Source organism: Propioniciclava sp. MC1595 (assembly GCF_017569205.1).
Classification (GTDB): Bacteria; Actinomycetota; Actinomycetes; order Propionibacteriales; family Propionibacteriaceae; genus Propioniciclava.
The window spans coordinates 3,010,417-3,027,668 of the sequence record NZ_CP071870.1; the positions used below are offsets into that span (position 1 = coordinate 3,010,417).

The 17,252-nt window shown below is 71.0% G+C and carries 14 protein-coding genes, 1 tRNA gene, 1 pseudogene and 1 riboswitch; of the genes and pseudogenes, 5 read left to right on the plus strand and 11 right to left on the minus strand.

Annotated features, from left to right (window positions below; translation table 11 throughout):
• Positions 1-28 precede the first annotated feature (28 nt).
• The 3 genes from J4N02_RS14585 to J4N02_RS14595 all read left to right on the plus strand — a co-directional run bounded on the left by J4N02_RS14585 (position 29) and on the right by J4N02_RS14595 (position 3,430).
• Entirely contained in the window at positions 29-2,407 is a 2,379-nt protein-coding gene (locus tag J4N02_RS14585) for a transglycosylase domain-containing protein (RefSeq protein WP_188334071.1), read from the plus strand.
• On the plus strand, positions 2,404-3,306 hold the full coding sequence (locus J4N02_RS14590) for a metallophosphoesterase (RefSeq protein ID WP_188334070.1): 903 nt from the start codon (positions 2,404-2,406) through the stop codon (positions 3,304-3,306). The genes J4N02_RS14585 and J4N02_RS14590 overlap by 4 nt, the downstream gene beginning before the upstream one ends.
• Before the next feature lie 47 nt (positions 3,307-3,353).
• Positions 3,354-3,430 (plus strand) — tRNA-Pro (locus tag J4N02_RS14595).
• 48 nt (positions 3,431-3,478) lie between these two features.
• On the opposite strand, the gene J4N02_RS14600 is transcribed toward J4N02_RS14595, so the two are convergent.
• From J4N02_RS14600 to J4N02_RS14635, 8 genes and pseudogenes are all read right to left on the minus strand, one after another.
• On the minus strand, positions 3,479-4,060 hold the full coding sequence (locus J4N02_RS14600) for a hypothetical protein (protein ID WP_208090995.1): 582 nt from the start codon (positions 4,058-4,060) through the stop codon (positions 3,479-3,481).
• Positions 4,061-4,172: 112 nt separating this feature from the next.
• A pseudogene (locus J4N02_RS17465) lies at positions 4,173-4,388 on the minus strand (FAD-dependent oxidoreductase); the annotation flags it as partial.
• A gap of 290 nt (positions 4,389-4,678) precedes the next feature.
• Positions 4,679-5,212, minus strand: coding sequence for an NADPH-dependent FMN reductase (locus tag J4N02_RS14610; RefSeq protein ID WP_188334068.1), 534 nt, complete (start codon positions 5,210-5,212; stop codon positions 4,679-4,681).
• 19 nt (positions 5,213-5,231) lie between these two features.
• Positions 5,232-6,311 (minus strand): ABC transporter ATP-binding protein, encoded by a 1,080-nt coding sequence (locus J4N02_RS14615; RefSeq protein ID WP_188334067.1) that lies wholly within the window; start codon positions 6,309-6,311, stop codon positions 5,232-5,234.
• Positions 6,305-7,948, minus strand: coding sequence for an iron ABC transporter permease (locus J4N02_RS14620; RefSeq protein ID WP_188334066.1), 1,644 nt, complete (start codon positions 7,946-7,948; stop codon positions 6,305-6,307). Before J4N02_RS14620 ends, J4N02_RS14615 begins: the two co-directional genes overlap by 7 nt.
• A gap of 19 nt (positions 7,949-7,967) precedes the next feature.
• Positions 7,968-9,074, minus strand: a complete 1,107-nt coding sequence (locus J4N02_RS14625) for a thiamine ABC transporter substrate binding subunit (protein WP_188334065.1) — start codon at positions 9,072-9,074, stop codon at positions 7,968-7,970.
• 37 nt (positions 9,075-9,111) lie between these two features.
• A riboswitch (TPP riboswitch) is annotated at positions 9,112-9,218 on the minus strand.
• 197 nt (positions 9,219-9,415) lie between these two features.
• Entirely contained in the window at positions 9,416-9,994 is a 579-nt protein-coding gene (locus tag J4N02_RS14630) for an adenylate kinase (RefSeq protein ID WP_182817093.1), read from the minus strand.
• 41 nt (positions 9,995-10,035) lie between these two features.
• A complete protein-coding gene (locus tag J4N02_RS14635; RefSeq protein ID WP_182817091.1) occupies positions 10,036-11,295 on the minus strand; it encodes an aspartate kinase in 1,260 nt (419 codons plus the stop codon).
• Positions 11,296-11,434: 139 nt separating this feature from the next.
• On the opposite strand from J4N02_RS14635, the gene J4N02_RS14640 reads away from it, so the two are divergent.
• Positions 11,435-11,914: a DUF1707 domain-containing protein gene (locus tag J4N02_RS14640; protein WP_182817090.1), complete on the plus strand. Its 480-nt coding sequence runs from the start codon at positions 11,435-11,437 to the stop codon at positions 11,912-11,914.
• A gap of 10 nt (positions 11,915-11,924) precedes the next feature.
• Positions 11,925-12,974: a biotin/lipoate A/B protein ligase family protein gene (locus tag J4N02_RS14645; RefSeq protein WP_188334064.1), complete on the plus strand. Its 1,050-nt coding sequence runs from the start codon at positions 11,925-11,927 to the stop codon at positions 12,972-12,974.
• Positions 12,975-13,043: 69 nt separating this feature from the next.
• Here J4N02_RS14645 and J4N02_RS14650 read toward each other — a convergent pair whose 3' ends face one another.
• The 3 genes from J4N02_RS14650 to ileS form a co-directional block, all read right to left on the minus strand.
• On the minus strand, positions 13,044-13,706 hold the full coding sequence (locus J4N02_RS14650; protein WP_208090997.1) for a PRC-barrel domain-containing protein: 663 nt from the start codon (positions 13,704-13,706) through the stop codon (positions 13,044-13,046).
• Between the two features lie 79 nt (positions 13,707-13,785).
• Positions 13,786-13,992 (minus strand): hypothetical protein, encoded by a 207-nt coding sequence (locus tag J4N02_RS14655; RefSeq protein ID WP_182817086.1) that lies wholly within the window; start codon positions 13,990-13,992, stop codon positions 13,786-13,788.
• A gap of 55 nt (positions 13,993-14,047) precedes the next feature.
• Complete coding sequence (gene ileS / locus J4N02_RS14660) at positions 14,048-17,185, minus strand: isoleucine--tRNA ligase (protein WP_182817084.1); 3,138 nt, start codon at positions 17,183-17,185, stop codon at positions 14,048-14,050.
• Between the last annotated feature and the right edge of the window lie 67 nt (positions 17,186-17,252).

The following is a 17,252-nucleotide window of genomic DNA, read 5'->3' on the forward strand; positions in this document are numbered from 1 at the left end:
CGTGGGTCGCAAACTGTATTCGGCCTTGATGTTCCTCCTCGTCAGCGTCCTCGGCGGGGTCCTCGTGGCCGGTGTCGCCGTGCCCGCGGCAGGAGTGACCGCCGAACTCGCCAAGGTCAGCGCCAACGCGCTGCAGGCGCTGCCGAAGGACATCGAGACGCCTCCCCCCGCCGAGGGGTCGACGGTGCTCATGGCCGACGGGACGGTCCTGACCAACTTCTTCGACGAGAACCGTGCCTACGTGCCGCTGTCGGAGATCTCCGACACCATGAAGCAGGCCCAGATGGCCGTGGAGGACCAGCGCTTCTACCTCCACGGCGCCCTGGACCTCCGCGGCACGCTGCGCGCCCTCGTGCGCACCTCCAGCGGCAACATGCAGGGCGGCTCGACCCTCACCCAGCAGTACGTGAAGCTCGCGCTGCTCGACAAGGCCGTCGCCGACAACGACGCCGAGGGCATCGCCGCCGCCTACGACCGCACCTTCGCCCGCAAGCTGCTCGAGCTCCGCTATGCGATCGCGCTGGAGGAGAAGCTCAGCAAGGACGAGATCCTCGAGCGCTACCTGAACCTCTCCTACTACGGGGCTGGCGCCTACGGCGTCGAGGCGGCCGCCAAGCGGTACTTCAACGTCTCCGCCAAGGACCTCGACCTGACCCAGTCGGCCATGCTCGCGGGCCTTGTGCGCAACCCGGCCACGTCCGACCCCATCCGCTACCCCAAGATCGCGCTCGAGCGCCGCAACAACGTGTTGGACGTCATGCTCAGCCAGGCCGACAAGCCCGAGGTGTGGCACTTCATCCCGGCGGTGACCAAGGCCCAGGTGGCCGCCGCCAAGGAGACGGGCTTCGACCCGGCGCTGGTCACCGAGACCCCGCACGGGTGCGTGGCCTCTGAGTTCCAGAACCTGTGCAACACGGTCCTCGAGGTCCTGTTGCAGATGCCGAGCCTGGGCCCCGACCGGGCGTCCCGCGAGCGGATGGTCGAGCGCGGCGGCCTCACCATCCAGACCGAGATCGACGGGCGCACCCAGCGCGCGGCCCAGTCCGCCGTGTCGAACTACGTGCACCCCACCGACCCCGTCATCGGGCTGATGGTGATGATCGAGCCCGGCACCGGGTTGATCAAGGGTATGGCGCAGAGCCGGCCCAACATCGGCACCAACCCCGGCGAGACGTTCCTGAACTACGCGATGGAGAAGGAGATCGGCAAGGCGGCCGGCTACTTCGGTGGCTCGACCTACAAGATGTTCGTGCTGGCCGCGGCCATCGCCAAGGGCTACCCGACCAGCCGCACCTACGACGCCCCGAAGCAGCGCGACTGGAAGGGCGAGATCTTCAAGAACTGCGATGGTCCGTTCCGGTTCAACAGCCCGTACGACCCGCGCAACGCCGGCGGATCCGGGACCTTCGACATGTACTCGGGCACCAAGCACTCGGTGAACAACTACTTCATCGCCCTGGAGCAGGACGTCGGTATCTGCGACTCGATCAGGATGGCCGAGACGCTGGGCCTGAAGATCCAGTACAAGAAGGGCGAGGACATCAACGTCCTGTCCAACTATCCGTCGTTCACGCTCGGCGCAGCAGAGTCGTCGCCCATCTCCCTGGCGAACGCCTACGCGACGCTGGCCGCGCGCGGCATGCGCTGCGACCCGATCCTGCTGAAGGGTGTGGTCAACAAGGCCGGCAAGGAGTTCGAGGTCCCCCAGGCCAACTGCGAGCAGGTGATCCCCCCCGAGATCGCCGACCGGATCACCGACGTGATGCGCGGTCCGTTCAACGGCGGCACGGCGTCCAGCTCCAACATCCGGGGCTACGACCTGGCCGGCAAGACCGGCACCGACGGCAGCAACACCAAGGCCGTCTGGCTGGTCGGCTACACGCCCAACCTCGCCGGCGCGGCGATGATCGGCATCGACCCCATGCACGAGCGCTTCAAGGGCCAGAAGTACGACAACATCAAGCTGCAGAACCAGCCCGTGCGCAGCGGCACCGCCCGCCTGCGCGGCAGCTCGGGCCGCGAAGCCGGCCAGGGCATCTGGCTGCCGGCCATGCGGGCGGCGCTCGAGGGCATGCCGCGCGACCGCTTCGTGCCCCCGACCCAGTACGTGCCGCCGACGGTCTCGGTGCCCAGCTGCTCGGGCCTGGGCCTCAACGAGTGCCGCGCGAAGCTGCAGGAGGCCGGCTTCGGCACCTCGATCAGCCAGCAGGAGAACGCCGAGCCCGCCGGCACCTTCCTCGGCATCTCGCCGCGGGACCGCGCGCCGCAGTTCAGCACCATCCGCCTGCTGGTCTCGTCCGGCCCGGCCCCCAAGCCGGAGCCGACGCCCGACCCGAACAGCGCCCCGCCCTCGTCGGAGCCGCCCAGCGAGCCCCCGCCGGCTGAGCCGCCCAGGGGCCGCGGGTGATCGGCCGCCTCGCCGCCGGCGCGGCGGCCGTCGGCGCGGGCTGCCTCGCGTATGGCATCGGGATCGAGCGCACCGCGTTCCAGGTGCGACGCTTCCCGGTGGCGGTCCTGCCCCCGGGGGCCGACCCGATCCGGCTGCTGCACGTGTCCGACATCCACCTGCTCCCCCGGCAGACCCGCAAGCGGGACTTCCTCCGCGGGCTCGCGGGCCTGCAGCCCGACGTGGTCGTGACCACCGGGGACAACATCTCCTCCCCCGACGCGGTCGAGCCGCTCATCGACTCCCTCGGACGCCTCGTCGAGGTCCCGGGCGTGTTCGTGTTCGGCTCCAACGACTTCGAGCTGCCCCGGTTCAACCTGCCGGTGAAGTACCTGCTCGGGTCGTCCAAGCCGAGCAAGCGCAGTCCCGACCCCCTGCCGACGGACGCCCTCCGCGCGGCCCTCGAGGGCATCGGGTGGACCTACCTGGAGGAGCGCCGGGCCGAGCTCGAGGTGAACGGCCAGAAGCTGCGCTTCCGCGGCACCGGCGACGCCCACCACGGTCGGGACGACTACCCGGCCGTCGCGGGGCCGGCGTCCGATGACGCGGTCGAGATCGGCGTCACGCACGCCCCCTACCTCCGGATCCTCGACGCCATGACCGCCGACGGGGTGGGGCTGGTCCTGGCCGGCCACACGCACGGCGGCCAGGTCTGCATCCCGGGCCGCGGGGCGATCGTCACCAACTGCGACCTGCCGCCCGAGAAGGCGAAGGGCCTCTTCGAGCACAGCGCCGGCGGGCGGACCGCGCAGGTCCACGTCTCCGCCGGGGTCGGCATGTCGCCGTTCGCCCCCTACCGGTTCGCGTGTCCGCCCGAGGTCACCCTCCTGACCCTGACGCCGCGCTCGGACGCGATGTGAGATTCCACCCGGCGTGGGATATGCTCTTCCTCGGCCCTAGAGGCCATCGGGGTGTGGCGCAGCTTGGTAGCGCGCATCGTTCGGGACGATGAGGTCGCAGGTTCAAATCCTGTCACCCCGACCACGAAGGGCCGGATCCACGCAGATCCGGCCCTTCGGCGTCGTCGTCCGCTCAGCGGATCGGGATCGGCTCGTACATCGCGGGCTCGTCCTCGGGGAACAGGGCGGTCGGGCCCCAGACCCAGTCGGTGAACGCCCACTCGTGCGGGTCGAGGCCGTCGAAGACGGCGTTGCGCGCGAGGCGCTCCTCGTCACGCAGGTGCCCGGCGAGGGCCTTGGGCGACTCGAAGACCGCGACCTGGTTGAACATCTCGCCCGCGCGCAGGGCGTACTGCACGAAGTGGCAGCCGGGGCCGACGTAGACCTGGACGGCGTCGGGGTCGATGTCGTTCTCGGCGGCGAGCTCGATCGGCACGGCGCCGCGGTAGGCGACGTAGGCCGAGCTGACGGGCTCGTCCTGCACGATCGAGGCGCGCGCGACCGAGTGGATGCCGTCGGCGGCGATCACCACGTCGGCCTCGTCGGTGGAACCGTCGTCGAACGTGACCCGGGCGCCGCCGTCGACGTTGTCGTACGCGACGGCCTTCATGCCGCCGTGCAGCTCGACGCCCTGGCGCTGTGCGGCGCGCAGGAAGATGCCGTGCAGGTCGGAGCGGTGGATCACCATGTAGGGCGTCCCGTAGCGCTCCTCCACCCGGCGCAGGTCGAGGTGGATGAGCTCGCGGGGCGTCCACGGCGTCCTTCATGACCATGCGGTCGGGGACGACGCCGAGGCGCTTGGCCTCGTCGAGCAGGCCCAGGTCGTCGAGGATGCTGGTGCAGTTCGAGGCGATCTGCATGCCGGCCCCGACCTCGCCGAACTCGCGCTGGCGCTCGTACAGCTTGACCGTGAGGCCCTTCTGGGTGAGGGCGGTGGCCGCGGCGAGGCCGCCGATGCCGCCCCCGATGATGAGCACGTCGGCGCGCTTGCCGGACGTGAACTCCTGGACCTCGGTGCCCTCACGGCGGGCGTTGACGTCCATCGTCTCGTTGGACTGAACCTCTTCGCACGTCGGGCGGGCTGGCGATCCTCGCCGAGCTCACCGACGAGGAGGTCCTGGCCCTCTACGCGCAGGCGCCTGAGGGGCCAAGGGCTGTCCGAGCGCGGCGTGCTCGCGCTCGGGCACGCCATTCACGACCCCGACGGGGTCGCGATCGCCTCCCTGGGCATCGCGATGCCGGCCAGCCGGTTCGAGCCGCCGATGGTGCGTCCGATGGTCGCGACGTTGCGCAAGGCCGCCCGCGAGATCGAGGGACGCCTCGCCGAGGAGGCCTAGCCGGCCGCCTTCTCCAGGGCGTCGAGGAGGTCGGTGAGCTCCTGCGTCCGGCGCTCGAGCGGGGCGAACAACCCGTCGGCCCAGTCGAAGAAGGAGTTCAGGTTGAGCTCGGCCCGGGTCACGGTCATCGAGAAGTTGGCCAGCACGAGGCGCCAGTTCTCGATCGCGCGCACGCCGCCCACCGAGCCGTAGCCGACCAGGGCGGCGGTCTTGCCGACCCACTCCTGCCCGAGGCTGTCGACGGCGTTCTTGAGCGCCCCCGGGACGCCGTGGTTGTACTCGGGCGTCACGAAGATGTACGCGTCGCACGCGTCGATGGCGTCGCTCCACGCCTGCACGCGCTCGTCGTCGTAGGACTTCTTCGCCCTCATCGGGTGCGTGTTGGTGGTCAACAGCGGCACGTCGAACGCCTTGAGGTCGATGAGCTCGTAGGTCGCCTCCCGACCGGCGGCCCCCTTGGCCACCCAGTTCGCCACGGCCTCGCCCGCGCGCCCGTCGCGCACCGAGCCCAGCACGATCCCCACCTTCATGCGTGTTCCCCCTCGTCAGTCAGCCGATGACCGCCACGGCGTCCGCGTCGGTCCTCACCCCGACCGTGGCCGACCCGATCTTCTCCGGCAGGCGAAGCTCCGCCTTCTGGCCGCTGGGGAGCAGGACGGTGACGGAGACGTAGCCACGGCGTCCGCGCTGTTCACGCACCGCGACCTGCAGCCCGTTCGGGTCGACCGACAGGCTCTCGGGGCCGAGCGCGACGACGTGGCGGGCTGCGAGCTCGCCGAGGCCGAGGGCCTCCGCGTCGACCTGGGTGAGGAACGTCGAGTAGCCGAGGAAGGTGGCCACGTCGGCGCTCGCCGGGCGCCGCCACAGGGCGTCGGGTGTGTCGAGCTGCAGCAGCTGGCCGTCGGCGAGGATCGCGACGCGGTCGGCGAGGGCAAAGGCCTCGTCCTGGTCGTGCGTGACGTGGACGGCGGTCGTGCCGGTGCGGCGCAGCACCTCGCCGAGCACCTCGACCAGGTGCTCGCGCAGGCCCCGGTCGAGGGCCGAGAGCGGCTCGTCGAGCAGGAGCAGGCGGGGGGCGGGGGCGAGCGCGCGGGCCAGGGCGACGCGCTGGGCCTGGCCGCCCGAGAGCTCGGTGACTTTGCGGTCCTGGTAGCCGGGCAGGCCGACGAGCTCGAGGAACCGGTCGACCACCTCGGGTCGGCGCCCGCGGGGCAGCTTGTGGAGACCGTAGGCGACGTTCTTGCCGACGGTCAGGCTCGGGAACAGCGCCGGCTCCTGGAACATCATCCCGAAGTTGCGCTTGTGGGTGGGGGTGCCGGCGAGGTCGCGGCCGTCCCAGGTGATGCGGCCCTCGGCCAGCGGCTCGAGGCCGGCGATCGCGCGCAGCAGCGAGCTCTTCCCCGAGCCCGAGGCGCCGAGCAGGGCGACCACCTCGCCGGGCGCCACGTGCAGGGACACGCCGTCGACCGCGGTGACCGTGCGCACCTCGCCCGGGGCCGGCCGCTTGGGCGGGACCCACGTGACCACGGGTCGCTTGCTCGGCGTCGTGTAGCGCTGGTCGTTGCCGGTGACGCGGTAGCGCACCACCACGTCCTCGACGCCCAGCCCGGCGCCTGCCTCGTTCACCATGTCGTGGCCTCCTCCGGCCTCATCCTCTCAGCCAACCCCATCACGACCGCGCAGCCGACCGCCAGCAGCACCGCGGCCGCCATGCCCATGCCCTGGTTCTCCAGGCCGGGGCGTCCGATCAGCCGGAACACCACCACGGGCAGGGTCGGCTCGTCGGGCCGGGCCAGGAACGACGTCGCCCCGAACTCGCCCAGGCTCGTCGCGAACGCGAACCCGGTCGCCAGCCCGAGGCCGCGGGCCACGAACGCGAGGTCGACGTCGCGCAGCACCTTGCCCGGGGACGCCCCCAGCACCGCCGCCGCCTCCCGCAGCCGCGGGTCGATGGCCCGCAGGACCGGCAGCAGCACCCGCACGACGAGGGGCAGCGCCACGATGGCTTGCGCGATGGGGACCAGGATCATCGAGCTGCGCAGGTCCAGGGGCGGGCGGTTGAGCGTGATCAGGAACCCGAACCCCACCGTCACCGCGCTGACGCCCAGCGGCAGCATGAACGCGGCGTCCAGCAGGCCGAGCCCGCGGCGTCCGAGTTCGTTGCGGGGGCTGCGGGAGACGACGAGGCTGACGAGCAGGCCAAGCGCCAGGGCCAGCAGCGTGGCCACGGTGGCGGTGCGCAGGGAGTTGCCGACGGCGTCCCAGACCGGGACCGACAGCGTGCCGCCGCCGGTGGTGGCGAGGTTGCGGTAGTGGTCCAGGCCGAGGCCGGACGCCGTGGTCAGCGAGCGGAGCACCAGCGTCGAGATCGGGAACAGCAGCAGGCCCACCACGACGGCGGCGGTGACGAGGGTGGGCAGGGCGTCGCGCCGCAGGCGCCAGGGGGACTCGACCGAGGAGTCGGTGCGCAGCCGCTGCCCGCGGGCCTGCGTCGCCTGGAGCCGATTGGCGACGACGAGGCTCGCGCCCACCACGACGAGCTGCACGATCGACAGTGCCGCGGCGCCGCCGAGGTCGAGCAGTTGGGCGGTGAGGAACCAGATCTCGGTCTCGATCGTGCCGTAGCCGGCGCCGCCCAGCACCATCACGACGCCGTACGCCGACGCGCAGAACAGGAACACCAGGGCGGCCGCGGAGAAGATCGCCGGGGCCAGGGCGGGGAGGGTGACGGTGAGGAAGACACGGGCGGGCGAGGCGCCGAGCACGGACGCCGCCTGCTCGGTCCGCGGGTCGAGGGAGGCCCACAGGGCGCCCACCGTGCGGACGACGAGCGCGTAGTTGAAGAACACCAGGCTGGCGACGATGATCGCGAAGCTCTGGTCGAGGCCGAGGTGGCCGAGCGGCCCGGTCGAGATGACCAGGCTCTTGAACGCGACGCCGACCACCACGCTGGGCAGCACGAACGGGATCGTCACGATCGCGCGGACCAGCCAGCGCCCCGGGAACCGGGTGCGGTAGAGCACCCAGGCCCCCGGGACGCCGAGCAGGACCGACATGACGGTGCCGGCGGCCGCCTGCGCGAGGGTCGTGGTGATGACGCGCCACGTCCGCGGTTCGGAGAAGACCTGCTGGAAGCCCTCGAGCGAGAAGGCGCCGTCGGGGAAGAACCCCCGGGCCACCAGCGTGGCGACCGGCCAGGCGAAGAACACGCCGAGGAACGCCAGCGGGACCGCCCCCGCCAGCGTCCACCCGACGCGCCTGGTCACCTTGGCCGACCCAGCCGACTCAGCCGACGACGGTCGAGGTCCAGGTGCGGATCCAGCTGTCGCGCTGCTCCGCGATCTCGGTGGCCGGGACCGTGAAGGGGTTGTCGCTCAGCGGGGCGAACTGCACCCACTCGGCGGGCAGCTCGGTGCTGCGGACGGCCGGGTACATGTACATCTCGCCGGGGATGTCGGCCTGGACCTCGGGGCTGAGCAGGAACTCGATGAACTCCCCCGCGCCCTCGGGGTTGGCCGCGCCCTCGATGACGCCCGCGTACTCGACCTGGCGGAAACAGGTGCCCAGCAGGCTCTGGGTCGGGGCCTTGCCGTCGACGACCTCGAAGGCCGGCGAGGTGGAGTAGCTCAGCACGAGCGGGCGGGGGCCCTTGCCGGCGGAGCCGGAGAACTGGACGGAGTAGGCCTCGGTCCAGTCCTTGGCGACGAGCACGCCGTTGTCCTTCAGCTGCTTCCAGTAGTCGACCCAGCCCTCGCCCTTGGCGCCGACCGTCGCGGTCAGGAAGGCCAGCCCGGGCGAGCTGGAGGCCGGGTTGGAGACGACCAGGAGGTCCTTGTACTCGGGCTTGACCAGGTCGTCGAGCGTGGCGGGGATCGCCTTGCCGTTCGCCTCGAACCACGCGGTGTCGGCGTTGAGGCACACGTCGCCGAAGTCGATCGGGGTGAGGCGGTGGCTGTCGTCGGCCTTGAGCGCCTCGGCGTCGGCGGCCGGGATCGTCGTGGCCTCGTAGGGCGCCACCACGCCCTCGTCGAGCGCGCGCCCGGCGAAGGTGTTGTCGATGCCGAACACGACGTCGCCCAGCGGGGAGTCCTTGGTCAGCACGAGCTGGTTGGTCACGGTGCCGGCGTCGCCGGGGGCCACGAAGGTCACGTCGAGGCCGGAGTCGGCCTCGAACTTCGCGATCAGCTCCTCGCCCAGGTTGAACGAGTCGTGCGTGACGACCGTGAGCTTGCCGTTGCTCGCGGGCGCCTGGCTGGTGGCCGCCGGGGTCTGGCCCGGGGCGTCCGGCGTGTTGGCCGGGGTCGCGGTCGGCGACGCCACACAGGACGCCAGCGCCAGGCTCCCGACCGCCGCCGCGGCGACGGCGAGGGTGGTACGACGGATGGTCGGCATGGTTGTTCCTCCTTCTCGGAGGGGACGGCCACGGTGGCCGAATGAGATCTCGACTCCCTACGCCGGTGCTAACCGGATCAGGTTCGAGGGTCTGCGGTGCTCCGCACTCTCAGCGCCCCCTCGGGCGCTCCCCTGTCTGGGGGCAAGAATACCCCGGACGCCGAAGGCACGGCCCTGATCACCCAGGGCTCGGACCGAACTCATGCACCGGCATGAGTCTGTCCCGGAATCAGGTCAATCCCGATGCCTGTGCCATGCCACGGCATGAGTTCGGTCCGCACGAGACAAGGGATACCGGACCCGGGCCGGGGGCTGGGGGCTGGGGGCTGGGGGGCGACTTGCTAGCGGGCGCCGACCAGTCCGTCCACGGCGGCGAAGATCCGCTCACGCACCTCGTCGACGGAACCGATGGCGTCGACATCGAGCACGATGCCCCGATCGCGGTACAGCGCGATCACGTCGGCCGTCTGGGCGTGGTAGACCTCGATCCGGTGGCGGATCGAGTCGGCGTTGTCGTCGTCGCGGCCCTGCTCCTGCGCGCGTTTCAGCATGCGCGCCACCAGCACCTCGGGGTCGGCGACCAGCGCGATCACGGCGTCCAGTGCGGTGCCGGTCTCGGCCAGCGCGATGTCGAGCGCCTCCACCTGGGCGGCCGTCCGGGGGTACCCGTCGAGCAGCCAGCCGCGCCGGCAGTCAGGCTCGATGATGCGCTGGAACACCAGCGACGTGGTGAGCACGTCGGGCACGAAATCGCCGCGGGCGATGATCTCGACGACGCGATCCCCCAGGGGGGTGTGGCGCTTGATGTTGTCGCGGAAGATGTCACCGCTCGAAATCGCCGGGATCGCATAGCGTTCCGCAAGGGCCGACGCCTGTGTTCCCTTGCCCGCACCCGGCGGGCCGGTGATCAACAGCCTCATCACAGCACGCTATCGCGGTGACGCCGGCGGTGCGATGAAAATCAGCGACCCGTGCCGGCGTAGACGACGGCCTGGCCGTCGGCGTCCAGGCCGAAGGCGGTGTGCACGGCGCGGACGGCCTTGTCGAGGTCCTCGACGTCGACCAGCACCGAGATGCGGATCTCGGAGGTGGAGATCATCTCGATGTTGATGCCCGCCTCGGCCAGCGCGCGGAACGCGGTGGCGGAGACGCCCGGGTGCGAGCGCATGCCGACGCCCACGACCGACACCTTGCCGATCTTGTCGTTGTAGATCAGCTCGGTGAAGCCGATGGTCGGCTGGGCCGCGCGGAGGGCGTCCATGGCCTTGTTGCCGTCGGACTGCGGCAGCGTGAACGAGATGGCGGTGGTGCCGCCCTCGACCGACACGTTCTGCACGATCATGTCGATGTTGATGTCGGCCGCCGCGACGGTGGTGAACACCTCGGCGGCCGCACCCACGCGGTCGGGCACGCCGACGACGGTGATCTTGGCCTCGTGGCGGTCGTGCGCGATGCCGGTGATGATGGGGTTCTCCACGGAATCCTCCTCGTCGATGTGCTTGACCCAGGTGCCCGGCTTGTCGGAGAACGACGACCGGACGTGCACCGGGACGTTCTCGCGGCGGGCGTACTCGACGCAGCGCAGGTGCAGGATCTTGGCGCCGTTGGCGGCCATCTCCAGCATCTCCTCGTACCGGATCTCGGGGATGCGCTGCGCACCCGGCACGATGCGGGGGTCGGCGGTGAAGACACCGTCGACGTCGGAATAGATCTCGCAGTAGTCGGCGCCGAGGGCTGCGGCGAGCGCCACCGCGGTGGTGTCGGACGCCCCGCGGCCCAGCGTGGTCACGTCCTTCGTCGTCTGCGAGACGCCCTGGAAGCCGGCGACGATGACGACGTCACCCTCCTCCAGCGCGGTGTGGATGCGGCCGGGCGTGATGTCGATGATGCGGGCGTCGCCGTGCTTCTCGGTGGTGATGACGCCGGCCTGGCTGCCCGTGAACGAGCGGGCGGTGTGGCCGAGGTCGTTGATCGCCATCGCCAGCAGGGCCGCGCTCATGCGCTCACCCGCGGTCAGCAGCATGTCGAGCTCGCGCGGCCGCGGGCTGGGGCTGACCTCCTGGGCCAGGTCGAGCAGCTCGTCGGTGGTGTCGCCCATGGCGGACACGATCACGACGATGTCGTTGCCCTGCTCCTTGGCGTCGACGATCCGCTTGGCGACGCGCTTGATGCTGGCGGCGTCCGCCACCGACGAACCGCCGAACTTCTGTACGACACGCATGGGTGACCCCCTGTGCTCTTCCGAAAAACGACCGCGGACAACTCTGCCACGTCGCTGCTGGCTTGGGCGGGCGTCCCAGCGGCCGGGCGGCGCCTGCGCGGGCCGGTCGTGACAGGATGGGGGCGAACAGGAGGGCTGCATGACCCACGAACCGGTCCCCCAGCGGCTGTCGGACGCCGAGCGGGACGCCGCCGCCGCGATGCTGCGCGAGCACTTCGAGGCCGGACGCCTCGACGCGACCGAGTTCGACGAGCGGCTCTCGGCCGCCCTCGCCGCCCGCTACGCCACCGACTTCGCCCCGCTGTTCGGCGACCTGCCCGACCCCCGTCCCGGTGTGGGCCGGGGCCTGGCCGTCCCGCCCCCGCCCGCCCCGGCGTCCGGGTTCGGCGGAACCTTCCCGGTCCAGAAGCCGGACGCCGGCGTCCCGGCCCCGTCGGGGGGCACCGACTGGATCGGCGTCGCGCGCGGGGTGATCTGGCCCGCCGCGATCGTGCTGGCCATCTTCACCGGCAACTGGGGGCTGTTCATCATCATCGCGATCATCGGCAGCATCGCGCTGGGCCAGATCGCCAACAACCAGCGCAAGCCGCCGCCCTACCTGCCCGGACCGCCTCAGTAGGCTGGCCCCCATGCGTGGGGAGTACAAGGTTCCGGGCGGCAAGCTGGTCGCCGCCGAGGTGGAGGTGGCCGACGGCCGGATCGCGTCGGCGTTCGTGCAGGGCGACTTCTTCCTCGAGCCCGATGAGGCGCTGGAGGACATCAACGCCACCCTCGTCGGCCTGCCCGAGACGACCTCGGCCACCGGGTTGGGCGACGCCATCGAGGCGGTCCTGCCCGAGGGGGTCGAGATGATCGGCTTCACCCCGGCCGCCGTGGGCATCGCCGTGCGGCGCGCGCTCGGCCACGCGACCAGCTGGGCCGACCACACCTTCGACCTGATCGGCCCGGTCACCATGGACCCGGCCATGCACGTCGCCCTCGACGAGGTGCTCACCAAGGAGGTGGCCGCCGGACGCCGCGGGCCCACCCTGCGCTTCTGGGACTGGGACTCGGCGCTCGTGGTCATGGGCAGCTTCCAGAGCTACGTCAACGAGATCGACCAGGAGGGCGCGGACCGGCACGGCATCCGCGTGGTGCGGCGCATCTCAGGGGGCGGGGCCATGTTCATGGAGCCCGGCAACTGCATCACCTACTCGCTGCACGCCCCGACCTCACTGGTGGAGGGGCTGAGCTTCGAGCAGAGTTACGCGTTCCTCGACGACTGGGTGATGACGGCCCTGGCCGACGTGGGCATCAAGGCGCGCTACGTGCCGCTGAACGACATCGCCTCCGAGAAGGGCAAGATCGCGGGCGCCGCACAGAAGCGGTTCGCGTCCGGTGCGGTGCTGCACCACGTGACGATGGCCTACGACATCGACGCCGACAAGATGCTCGACGTGCTGCGGATCGGCCGGGAGAAGATGTCCGACAAGGGCACCAAGTCGTCCAACAAGCGGGTCGACCCGATGCGCTCGCAGACCGGCCTCCCCCGCGACGAGATCATCGCCCGCTTCATGGCCTCGTTCGCGGCGACCCACGCCACGCGTCCGGGCAGCTACACCGACGCCGAGCTCGAGGCCGCGCGCGAGCTGATGGAGACCAAGTTCCTCACCGAGGCCTGGACGCACCGGGTCCCCTGAGCGCGCAGGCCAGCTGAGCACAGGAAGGGGGGCGCCCCCTCACGGGCGCCCCCCTTCGCTGTGGCTGCGTCAGTTGCGACGCGGGTTGGCCGGGTCGTCCGGGCCGTCGAGGACCTCCTCGATCGGGCCGCGGCCGTCACGATCGCCGTCCAGCAGCGGGCCGTCGTCGTAGGCGCGGTCGCGGTCGTAGGTCACGTCGCGGTCGTAGGCGGCGTCGCCGCCGTGCGGGTCGAGGCCCACGTCGCCGCGGCGGTCGCCGACGGAGCCGTCGGGCCCGTCCAGGACCTCGCCCACCGGTCCACGTTCGTCACCGTCACGGTCGAACATCGAACGGTCGTCGGCGACACCGCGGTCACCGAGCACGCTCTCGTCCTCCCAGCGGCGGGTGCGGAGCTGGTCGGCGCCCAGCGCGGCAGCGCTGCCGACGCCGTAGTAGGAGTACAGCTCGTCCTCCTGGGCGCGGTCGAGGTGCCCGTCCTCGTCGACGTTCGGGGCGTCCTTGATCCGGTCCTTGTCGTGCGCGAGCACGAGGCGGTCGTCGCCCTCGAAGCGGGATCCCTCAAGAGGGACGAAGCTGGTGCGCAGCCCGAAGAAGCCGGTGTTCACGGTGACCCACATGGGCTGGCCGGTCTGGTCGTCCAGGTAGACCTCGCCGACGTTGCCGATGCGGTCCCCGGACTGGTCGTAAGCCACAGCACCACGGATCCGGTCGATGTCCATCTCGTTGTACATGTTGCATCCTTCCGTTGGGATGCATCCAGCCTTGCGGGAGGGCACAGGGCGCCGCCTCACCCCCACGGGGGAACCGGACTCAGGCGTCCGGGTCCGCGCTCTCCTCGACGTTGTCGTCGTGCTCGCGGCCCGCCCCGGGAGGCCCGTCGGGGTTCTGCTGGGCGTGCGCCCGGCGGCCGGTGGGGTCGTCGACGTCCTGCGCGCTGCGCAGGGCCATGTCGGGGTCCGCGTTACCCGGATCCTCGATGGTCTCGGTCACCTCGTCGGCGGGGATGTCGCTGCTCATGCGGCCAGTCTCCCCCAGCGAGGTGCCCCCGACAAGGTCGAACGCGGAGGACGCCTCAGGCCTTGACGAGCGCGAACGACAGGCCCAGTTCCTCGTCGGTCACGACGGTGCCGGTCGGCTCCCCCTCGACGATCGAGGTGGCCAGCACCTCGTCGGCCACGAGACCGGACGCCTCGCGCAGGGCCTCGCCGAGCTCGCCGCCGGCCGCCCAGGTCAGGGAGATCCGGTCGGAGACCTCGAGGCCCAGCCGCTTGCGGGCGTCCTGCACCATGCGGACGACCTCGCGGACCATGCCCGCGCGCACCAGCTCGGGGGTCAGCTCGAGGTCGAGGGCGACGGTCTCGCCCTGCTCGTTGACGACCGACCAGCCCTCGCGCGGGCGCTCGGACACGATCACCTCGTCGGCGGTCACCACGGTGCCGCCCTCCCAGTCCACGGTGGCCTCGCCGGTGACGGACAGGGAGGCGGCCAGAGCCGCGGCGTCCGCGTCGGCGATCGCCTGCGCGACCTTCGGGGTGTCCTTTCCGAACCGCTTGCCCAGCGCGCGGAAGTTGCCCTTGGCGGAGTGGTCGACCAGGTCCCCCGCCGAGGCGAACGACTCCACCGCCCCGACGTTCAGCTCGGCGGCGATCTCGGCCACGAGCTCGTCGGTCAGCCGCGCGAAGGACGCCGAGGGCACCAGCACGCGGCGCAGCGGCTGGCGGGTCTTGACCTGCGCCTCGGAGCGGGCGCCGCGACCGAGCTCGACCAGGCGCCGGGTCAGGCGCATGGACGCCACCAGCTCGGGGTCGGAGGCCTCGGCGTCCACGGTCGGCCACGAGGCGAGGTGCACCGACTCGGGCGCGCCCGGGACGGCGGCGACCACGAGGTCCTGCCACACGCGCTCGGTGATGAACGGCGCCATCGGGGCCATGAGGCGGGTGACGGTGTCGATGGTCTCGTGGAGGGTCCACAGGGCCGAGGGCTCGCCGTCCCAGAAGCGGCGCCGCGAGCGGCGCACGTACCAGTTGGAGAGGTCGTCGACGAACTCCGACAGGAGGGTGCCGGCGCGCTGGGTGTCGAAGACCTCCAGCGCCTCGGTCACGTCGCGGACCAGGTCGTTGCGCACGGCGACGAGCCAGCGGTCCATGACGGGGCGCTCGGCCACCGCCGGGGCCGCGCCGTTGGGCGTCCAGTTGTTGGTGCGGGCGTACAGCGACTGGAAGCTGACCGCGTTCCAGAACGTCAGCAGCACCTTGCGGACGGTCTCCTGGATCGTCGTGTGGCCCACGCGCCGCGAGGCCCACGGCGAGCCGCCGGCGACCATGAACCAGCGCACGGCGTCGGCCCCGTGCTGGTCCATGAGCGGGATCGGCTCGAGGATGTTGCCCAGGTGCTTGGACATCTTGCGGCCGTCCTCGGCCAGGATGTGGCCCAGGCAGAGCACGTTCTTGAAGTCGGACTGGTCGAAGACCAGCGTGCTGACGGCCATCTGGGAGTAGAACCAGCCACGGGTCTGGTCGATGGCCTCGCAGATGAAGTCGGCCGGGAACGCCTGCTCGAAGCGTTCCTTGCTGCCCTCGACCCACGGGTAGCCCCACTGGCCGAACGGCATCGAGCCCGAGTCGTACCAGGCGTCGATGACCTCGGGCACGCGGTGCGAGGGCTTGCCGCAGGTCGGGCAGCCGAACGTGATGTCGTCGACGAACGGGCGGTGCGGGTCGAGCTCGTCGAGGTCTTGGCCGGCGAGCTTGCCCAGCTCGGCGAGAGAACCCACACAGACCTGGTGGTCGTCCTCGCAGCGCCAGATGGGCAGCGGGGTGCCCCAGTAGCGCTTGCGGCTCAACGCCCAGTCGACGTTGTTGTTCAGCCAGTCGCCGTAGCGCCCGTGCTTGATGTGGTCGGGGTACCAGTTGGTCTTCTCGTTCTCGCGGACCAGCGCGTCCTTGATCGCGGTCGTGCGGATGTACCACGACGGCTGCGCGTAGTAGAGCAGCGTGGTGTGGCAACGCCAGCAGTGCGGGTAGCTGTGGTCGTAGTCGAGCACGCGGAACATCAGCCCGCGCTGCTGCAGGTCGGCGACGAGCGCCTTGTCGGCGGTCTTGAAGAACTGCCCACCCACCATCGGAACGTCGGGCGCGAAGGTGCCGTCGGGGCGGATCGGGTTCACCATCGGCAGCCCGTAGGCGCGGCAGGTGATCATGTCGTCCTCACCGAAGGCGGGCGCCTGGTGCACGAGGCCGGTGCCGTCCTCAACCGTGACGTACTCGGCGTTGACGACGTAGTGCGTGCCGCCGACGACGTCGGGGAACTCGACCAGCTCGAACGGACGCTGGTAGCGCCAGCCCTCCATCTCCTTGCCGGAGAAGGACGGGCCCAGCTTCCAGTCCTCGCCGAGCACCTTCTCGGCGAGCGGCTCGGCGATGACGAGCGTGTCGTCGTCCTTCGAGGCGACCACGTAGGTGACGTCGGGGTGCGCGGCGACGGCGGTGTTGGAGACGAGCGTCCAAGGCGTGGTCGTCCAGACGAGCAGGTCGGCCTTGCCCTCGAGCGGGCCGCTGGTCAGCGGGAAGCGGACGTAGACCGACGGGTCGGTGACGTCCTCGTAGCCCTGGGCGAGCTCGTGGTCGGACAGCGTCGTGCCGCAGCGGGGGCAGTAGGGGGCGACGCGGTAGTCCTCGACCAGCAGGCCGGCGTCGTGGATCTGCTTGAGGCTCCACCACACCGACTGCACGAACTCGGGGCTCATGGTCCAGTAGGCCTCGTCCATGTTCACCCAGTAGCCCATGCGCTCGGTGAGACCGGTCCAGGCGTCGACGTGGCGGGTGACCGACGCGCGGCAGCGCTCGTTGAACGCCTCGACGCCGTAGGCCTCGATGTCGGCCTTGCCGGAGAAGCCGAGCTCCTTCTCGACGGCGAGCTCGACGGGCAGTCCGTGGCAGTCCCACCCGGCCTTCCGGTCGACGCGGAAGCCCTGCATCGTCTTGAAACGCGGGAACACGTCCTTGAAAGCGCGCGCCTCGATGTGGTGGGTGCCCGGCATGCCGTTGGCGGTGGGCGGGCCCTCGTAGAACGTCCAACGGGGGCCGTCGGCGGTCTGCGCCAGCGACTTGCTGAAAGTGTCGTTGTCGCGCCAGAACGCGAGCACGTCGTGCTCCAGCGCCGGCAGGTCGACCTGCGGCGCGACGGCGTTGTACCCGGGCTGGGTGGTCATGTGGTCCCTCTTCGTCTCGTCCCGTTGGCTGAGCCTGTCGAAGCTCCAGCCTGTCGAAGCCGAAGGG

Excerpts from the sequence above, each read along its gene's own strand:
- J4N02_RS14585 (WP_188334071.1), top strand. The coding sequence starts at position 29 with ATGTTCCTCCTCGTCAGCGTCCTCGGCGGGGTCCTCGTGGCCGGTGTC.
- J4N02_RS14610 (WP_188334068.1), bottom strand. The coding sequence starts at position 5,212 with ATGAAGGTGGGGATCGTGCTGGGCTCGGTGCGCGACGGGCGCGCGGGC.
- J4N02_RS14615 (WP_188334067.1), bottom strand. The coding sequence starts at position 6,311 with ATGGTGAACGAGGCAGGCGCCGGGCTGGGCGTCGAGGACGTGGTGGTG.
- J4N02_RS14625 (WP_188334065.1), bottom strand. The coding sequence starts at position 9,074 with ATGCCGACCATCCGTCGTACCACCCTCGCCGTCGCCGCGGCGGCGGTC.
- J4N02_RS14630 (WP_182817093.1), bottom strand. The coding sequence starts at position 9,994 with ATGAGGCTGTTGATCACCGGCCCGCCGGGTGCGGGCAAGGGAACACAG.
- J4N02_RS14635 (WP_182817091.1), bottom strand. The coding sequence starts at position 11,295 with ATGCGTGTCGTACAGAAGTTCGGCGGTTCGTCGGTGGCGGACGCCGCC.
- J4N02_RS14640 (WP_182817090.1), top strand. The coding sequence starts at position 11,435 with ATGACCCACGAACCGGTCCCCCAGCGGCTGTCGGACGCCGAGCGGGAC.
- J4N02_RS14645 (WP_188334064.1), top strand. The coding sequence starts at position 11,925 with ATGCGTGGGGAGTACAAGGTTCCGGGCGGCAAGCTGGTCGCCGCCGAG.
- J4N02_RS14650 (WP_208090997.1), bottom strand. The coding sequence starts at position 13,706 with ATGTACAACGAGATGGACATCGACCGGATCCGTGGTGCTGTGGCTTAC.
- J4N02_RS14655 (WP_182817086.1), bottom strand. The coding sequence starts at position 13,992 with ATGAGCAGCGACATCCCCGCCGACGAGGTGACCGAGACCATCGAGGAT.
- ileS (WP_182817084.1), bottom strand. The coding sequence starts at position 17,185 with ATGACCACCCAGCCCGGGTACAACGCCGTCGCGCCGCAGGTCGACCTG.